Consider the following 4,894-nt stretch of genomic DNA (forward strand, 5'->3'; position numbering starts at 1 on the left):
CAAGTGAAATAAAAAAATCTAAAAATCCTTCTTCCAGCTTCATTCCTATATCCATTTAAATGAAGCTAGCCTCTCATTATTTACCGATTTAAGCTAGATTTTTTTCATGAGGTGGCCCTGATAAGTTGGCGTTTCTATCTTTTGGCCTTAAGCGGTTGGTTGTAACCGAGGTTAGTGCGGGTACCACTTGGGCGCATGCGGGCAGCAGGCCAGCGTTTTATTTACTCCGGAGATAGGAAAAAAGTATGTGGCGCATCAACCCACTCAAGCTTTATTTGATGGTGAGGTATTTGGGGGTGGCATACCCATTATTTTTGAAGCCGCACTAACTCCTGATTTTGCCTCCCATACTCAGACAGCTTTTAGCTATAGCGTAGACGTTGGGGTTCAAAGCAGCCATTACCCATTGGCAGGTAGGCGTGGGGTATGAATTTGCAGATTGGGGTAAAAGCCGATTAGGAATTGCTCCCGAGCAAACTCTGGTACGAGATTTACTTTAAATGATCTATACACCAATGGGTGATAGTTAACTTTACCTATTTTGCATAAGGATATAAGCATGAAAAGCAAATTAATTACAGGATTGATGGGTATTTCTATTTTAGTCAGCCCGAGTACCTTTAGTCATGCAGGAATACCGGTATGGACTTTTAAACCATTGAGAGCAACGTCCAGGGTGCTTCCTGCGAATGGCACTGCACTCATTCAATATCAAGTACGCAATCAATCGCCGCGCAAAACACATCGATTGATAATGGCGCCGATCCCTGGCATAAGTCAGGACAGCCCCTGCACGCTAAGACCCCGCGGGCAAGCAGGAGATTCGTGTACTTTAACATTGAGGATTACCGCCAATAAACTTCCTAAGGGCGGTGTTTCAGGAGGTCCACGTTTATGTCAAGCCACTAAAGAAGGTACACCAAATTTCAATCAATGCTATCAGCCATATCCGCGCGATAGTTTAAATATTCGGGTAGGGCGGAGTCAACTTATTGTGACGCCTAAGGGGGATGGCAATGAAAGCATTGACCCGAATACTCCACAAAAGGTTGATTATGGAACAACCAGAGCATTTACCGTGACTGCTAATGGTGGCTATACGCTCTCCCATGAGGTAGGTGGCACTTGCCCCACTGGTTCTTGGTCAGAAAACACCTATATCACAGGCCGAATAACCGCGAATTGCTCTGTACACTTTAGCTCTACTAAGTCTACTTCGTTTTTTCCGGGGGTTGCTACCACCAATGGAGGTCAAAGCTGGAATTTGTCAAACACGACTACGGGAGTTGTAGATAGGTATAGATTCAATTCCGTCAGTTGCAACGGCACGGGCAGTACCGCGCGATGTACGGCAGCAGGCCAGGATTATACAACCACTCTTGCGCTGCTTTATCAAAGCACCAATGGGGGTAGTACTTGGAGTCCTGCAAATACAGGAATAATGAACCAGGGCACCTTCTATGCCACCAGTTGCAGCGGCCCGGGCAGCAGCGCGCGGTGTACGGCAGCAGGTATCGATTATTCAACCGGTCTTCCTCTGCTTTATCAAAGCACTAATGGGGGTAGTACTTGGAGTGTCGTAAATACAGGAATAACAAACCAGGGCGCCTTTTATGCCACCAGCTGCAGCGGCACGGGTAGTACCGCGCGATGTACGGCAGCAGGCACGGATTCTACAACCAATTCTCCTCTGCTTTATCAAAGCACCGATGGGGGTAGTAGTTGGAGTGCTGCAAATACAGGAATAACAAACCAGGGATCCTTCAATGCGACCAGTTGCAGCGGAACGGACAGTACCGGGCGGTGTACGGCAGCAGGCCAGGATTATACAACTGGTCTTCCGCTGCTTTATCAAAGCACCGACGGGGGTAGTAGCTGGAGTGCTGTAAATACAGGAATAACAAACCAGGGCTCCTTCAATGCGACCAGTTGCAGCGGAACGGGCAATAGCACGCGGTGTACGGCAGCAGGCAGGGATTCTACAACCAGTCTTCCGCTGCTTTATCAAAGTACCGATGGGGGTAGTATTTGGAGTGCTGCAAATACAGGAATAACAAACCAGGGCGTCTTTTATGCCACCAGTTGCAGCGGCATGGGCGGTACCGCGAAGTGTACGGCAGCAGGCGAAGATTTTACCACAAATCTTCCGCTGCTTTATCAAAGCACCAATGGAGGTACTACTTGGAGTGCTGCAAATACAGGAATAACAAACCAGGGTGTCTTTTATGCCACCAGTTGCAGCAGCCTGGGAGGGATCTCGCGGTGTACTGCCGCAGGAAGGGATTATACAACTGGCCTTCCGCTGCTTTATCAAAGCATAAATGGGGGGAATAGTTGGAGTGCTCCAAATACAGGAATAACAAACCAAGGCGACTTTTATGCCACCAGTTGCAGCGACAAAGCGTGCACAGCGCTTGGACAGTTTAACTAAACTCTTCTTCTATCGGTTGGTTTGATAAGGGAAACAGCTTGGCTATTATGCCTAACCTAACAACCCCGGGCAAATTCAATGCCGTCAATTGCGGCGGCACGGGGCAGTACCGCGCTATGTGCCGCAGCAGGAACGGATTATAAAACCAGTCTTGCGCTCGGACAGGGAATACGCAAATTAAACTACCAAGCTGTTCAAATGAACATCGGAGTTTCCCTAAAAGAGGAGGGAAATACTAATGGTGGAAATAAAGCTGCTAGGTAGACTTAAATTAAAAAAGGGAAGCCAAGCAAAAATGAAGAATATAGCGATAGTAGTCCATGGAGGTTGTGGCCAAGAAGATAAATTTCTAAAAAACAATTGGCATGCTTATGAAAAAGCCTTGTCGAATGCAGCTTTAGAAGGTTATAAACTATTAGAAAAGGGTAGTTCTGCACTAGAAGCGGTTGAACAAGCGGCCCGATTTATGGAGGATAACCCGCTTTTTAATGCAGGTCGAGGTTCAAGCCTTAATTCAAAAGGTGAGGTTGAAATGGATGCTTCCATCATGGACGGTAAAAATCAACAAGCCGGTGCTGTTTCAATGGTCAGAAATGTAAAAAACCCGATAAGTCTTGCTCGTTGTATCATGCAAAAAACAAGACATGCATTTTTTTCAGGGTACGGTGCTTTAGAGGTTGCTAAAGACGAGCATATTATTTTAAAGCCCGATTCCTATTTCATCACTGAGCATCAATATAATCTTTTTCAAGAAGCCAGTAATCAAGACAGCATGCAAGAGCAATTAACAAAAAAAATTCATGGCACTATTGGTGCAGTAGCCCTAGACTATGAAGGCAATTTAGCAGCAGGGGCATCAACTGGCGGCACACCTAATAACATGCCTGGTAGAATTGGGGATAGTTGCATCATCGGTGCAGGATGTTATGCAAATAACAATACTTGTGCTGTAGCTGGCACAGGAACCGGCGAGTATCTTATTAATCGAGTGATAGCTTATACCATTTCGCTAATGGTGGAATTTAAGATGCCTTTACAAGAAGCCTGTGAACACGTACTACACCAACGCAATAAAGATGTTAAAGACGACTTAGGTGTTATCTCTTTAAATGCTAAAGGAGAAGTAGGCATTGCGTTTAATACACCTATTTTAAAAAGAGCCTGGATTGGATTCGATAAAGAATTACATGTGCGAATTAAATAAAACAAAAAAGATTCTAAAGCTACTCAATTTGCAATTGGGATAAACAGGTTTTAATGATAAAGGGAAAAGTGCGGTGGATAGAGTTTTATATCTTTATTCAGCTTAAAAGACCTACCTTTATTACTAAAAACGATTAATTACGTTGCGAAGAATGGTTGCCCTCCTGCGCGGGCATGGCAGATTTTTGGCATGTACCAGAATGAAATAATTCATTTCTTAACTTATTAATGTAATAATTATTAGTTGTTTTGGGAAATGGGTTTTATGTTAATTACAGTAAATGATAAGGTTTATGAGCTACATATCGCTTATCAAAAAAACGAAAGGCTGAGAAAATCCTTTAATCATCTAGTTGAGAAAATTTTTCACTTGTCTTATGAATCCTGGTATCAAGCTGGCTATTGGGGTGATAAATACATTCCCTACACTCTTTTTGATAAAGAAACCGCCCTTGCCAATGTTTCTGTAAATATCATGCACTTTGAGGTGTTGGGCGAGTTAAAACGCTATATTCAAATTTGCACGGTAATGACTGCAGAGGAACATCGAGAGCGTGGATTAAGTCGATTTCTCATGGAATTTGTCCTTGAGCAGTGGAGAGATAAATGCGATCTCATCTATTTATATGCGGATAATAAGGCCCTGGATATTTACCCAAAATTTGACTTTAAGCCAGCTAAAGAAACGATGTTTTTTAAGGCCGTTTCCAAAACGGATAACTTTTTAGCCTATGAAAAATTAGATATGGATAATCCTAGCCATAGTAAAATGCTTTATGATTATGTCCAAAATACGAAGCCCTTTGGTAAACTGGCGATGCAACATACCGCACATTTAGCCATGTTTTATTGCCTATCTTTTTTAAAAAATGATGTGTTTTATGTTTCTGACTTAGACGCAATAATAGTTGCTAGCTTTAATGAGAATCAAGCACTTTTATGGGATGTTTTTAGCCCGATTACCCTGACTTCGACTACTATTTTGGCCTTTTTTAATGCTTTTGAGGTGGACTATGTCCAATTTGGATTTACGCCGCGCGATAGTAGCTCTTGTTCTTCACAGGAGCTAGTTAGTGGTTATACCCTATTTATCCATGGGGAGGGTAGTAGTCCTTTTGTCAATAATAACTTGCGATTTCCTCAGGGCCACCTCATGAAAAAAATCTAGCTTAAATCGGTAAATAATGAGAGGCTAGCTTCATTTAAATGGATATAGGAATGAAGCTGGAAGAAGGATTTTTAGATTTTTTTATTTCACTT

5 protein-coding genes are annotated in these 4,894 nt (G+C 43.1%); all 5 read left to right on the forward strand.

Features of this window, described 5'->3' with window-relative positions; genetic code table 11:
• The first annotated feature begins 247 nt into the window (after positions 1–247).
• A complete protein-coding gene (locus ELY15_RS16745; protein ID WP_127100858.1) occupies positions 248–430 on the forward strand; it encodes a hypothetical protein in 183 nt (60 codons plus the stop codon).
• Between the two features lie 129 nt (positions 431–559).
• Positions 560–2,431 carry a hypothetical protein gene (locus ELY15_RS13365; protein WP_127100860.1) on the forward strand — a complete coding sequence of 624 codons (1,872 nt, stop codon included), beginning with the start codon at positions 560–562 and terminating at the stop codon, positions 2,429–2,431.
• 78 nt (positions 2,432–2,509) lie between these two features.
• The gene (locus tag ELY15_RS13370; RefSeq protein WP_127100862.1) at positions 2,510–2,695 is read left to right on the forward strand and encodes a hypothetical protein; all 186 of its coding nucleotides are present in this window, start codon (positions 2,510–2,512) and stop codon (positions 2,693–2,695) included.
• A complete protein-coding gene (locus tag ELY15_RS13375; RefSeq protein ID WP_233586754.1) occupies positions 2,670–3,635 on the forward strand; it encodes an isoaspartyl peptidase/L-asparaginase family protein in 966 nt (321 codons plus the stop codon). The genes ELY15_RS13370 and ELY15_RS13375 overlap by 26 nt, the downstream gene beginning before the upstream one ends.
• A 264-nt stretch (positions 3,636–3,899) precedes the next feature.
• Positions 3,900–4,802 (forward strand): GNAT family N-acetyltransferase, encoded by a 903-nt coding sequence (locus ELY15_RS13380; protein ID WP_158617496.1) that lies wholly within the window; start codon positions 3,900–3,902, stop codon positions 4,800–4,802.
• The last annotated feature ends 92 nt before the right edge of the window (positions 4,803–4,894 follow it).

Source organism: Legionella sp. km772 (genome assembly GCF_003989735.1).
Classification (GTDB): domain Bacteria; phylum Pseudomonadota; class Gammaproteobacteria; order Legionellales; family Legionellaceae; genus Legionella.